We start from the raw sequence: 2,169 nt of genomic DNA on the forward strand, positions 1-2,169 counted from the left end.
GACGGCACAGGGCGATATCGGCGTGGCGGCAGCCCGCGATATCAACCTCGATACCGCCACCGACAGCGACTACCGCTACTTCGAGGAAACGAAGACCAAAAAAGGCTTCCTGAGCAAGAAAACCACCCACACCATCGAGGAAGACAGCGCCACCCGCGAACAGGGCACGTTGCTGAGCGGCGATAACGTTACCGTTCAGGCGGGCAACGACCTGCTGGTGAAAGGCTCCTCCGTGGTGGGCGATAACACCGTGGCGCTCGGCGCGGGTAACAACGTCGATATTGTGGCCGCGACCAACACCGACTCCTCCTGGCGCTTTAAAGAGACCAAAAAGAGCGGCCTGATGGGCACCGGCGGTATCGGCATCACCGTCGGCAGCAGCAGAACTACTCACGATTTACGCGAGGCGGGCACCACACAAAGTCAGAGCTTCAGCACCGTCGGTTCGACAGGCGGTAACGTGGTTATCGCTGCCGGAAACCAGGCGCACATCGGCGGTGCGGACCTGATTGCCGGGAAGGACATGAGTCTCAGCGGCAGCAGCGTCATCATCGACCCGGGCCACGACAAACGTACCCGCGATGAAACCTTCGAGCAGAAGAAAAGTGGGCTGACGCTGGCGCTTTCGGGCACTGTCGGCAGCGCGATTAATAATGCTGTTACGGCGGCACAGGATACCAAAGAGGGAAGTGACGGACGGCTCAAGGCGCTTCAGGCCACTAAAACTGTGCTCTCTGGCGTGCAGGCCGGACAGGCGGCTGAGGCGGCTGACCTGACGGCTGACCCGAACGCGATGGGCGTCAGCCTCTCGCTGACGACGCAGAAATCCAAATCGCAGCAGCACGCTGAGAGCGATGCGATAACGGGCAGTACGCTGAACGCGGGCAATAACCTTTCCATCACTGCGAACGGAAAAGGTAAAGGCCCGAACAGCGGCGATATCGTTATTGCCGGAAGCCAGCTGAAAGCGGGCGGCGACACGCAGCTGAACGCGAAGAATGACGTCATTCTCAGTGGGGCCGCCAACACTCAACAGTCCAGCGGCAAGAACAGCAGCAGCGGCGGTGGTGTCGGCGTAAGTATTGGTGCAGGTAAAGGTGCCGGTATCAGCGTGTTTGCCAACGTCAACGCGGCAAAAGGCAAAGACAAAGGCAACGGCACCGACTGGACTGAAACCACTATCGACAGCGGCAAGACCGTCACCATTAAGAGCGGGAACGACACCGTGCTCAATGGGGCGCAGGTCAACGGCAATAAAATTGTCGCCAATGTGGGCCATGACCTGCTGATGAGCAGCCAGCAGGACACCAATAAGTACGACAGCAAGCAGAGCAGCGTGGCGGCGGGCGGCAGCTTCACCTTCGGCAGCATGACGGGCTCCGGCTACATCTCTGCCAGCCAGGACAAGATAAAAAGCCGCTTTGACTCCGTTGCCGAACAAACCGGAATATTCGCCGGTGATGGCGGTTTCGATATCACGGTTGGCAATCACACCCAGCTTGATGGCGCAGTCATTGCTTCCACAGCCACGGCAGATAAAAACAGCCTCGATACCGGAACGCTGGGCTTCACGGACATCCATAACGAAGCGGATTTCAAAACCCAGCACACCGGCATCAGCATCAGCGGCGCGGGCAGCTTCGGCGACCAGTTCAAGGGCAATATGCCGGGCGGGATGATTGCGGTTGCGGGCAACAGCGGTCATGCCGAAGGCACAACTCAGGCCGCTGTGGCTGATGGCGCCATCACCATTCGCGACAAGGACAATCAGAAGCAGGAGGTGGCTAATCTGAGCCGTGATACAGAACATGCCAACGACAGCATCAGCCCGATCTTCGACAAGGAAAAGGAGCAGAACCGCCTGAAGGAAATCGGGATGATCAGCGATATCGGCGGTCAGGTGGCGGATATCGCGCGGACGCAGGGGGAGCTGAATGCGCTGAAGGCTGCGCAGGATACATATGGGCCTGTTCCGGCGGATGCGACGGAAAAAGAGCGTCAGGATTATCTTGCGAATCTGCGTAATACGCCGGAATACAAAAAAGAGCAGGAAAAGTTCGGTACTGGTAGTAATATTCAGCGTGGCATTCAGGCGGCAACGGCCGCGCTTCAGGGCCTGGCGGGGGGTAATTTAGCGGGTGCTCTGGCCGGGGCTTCGGCACCGGAGCT

General features: G+C 58.8%; 1 protein-coding gene. It reads left to right on the top strand.

The genetic code is table 11. The features are described from left to right. A partial coding sequence (locus JJB97_RS17755) for a hemagglutinin repeat-containing protein (RefSeq protein WP_238715404.1) occupies positions 1 to 2,169 on the top strand: 2,169 nt, incomplete at both ends.

The sequence above is a fragment of the Tenebrionibacter intestinalis genome, assembly GCF_016632365.1.
In the GTDB taxonomy this organism is placed as follows: domain Bacteria; phylum Pseudomonadota; class Gammaproteobacteria; order Enterobacterales; family Enterobacteriaceae; genus Tenebrionibacter; species Tenebrionibacter intestinalis.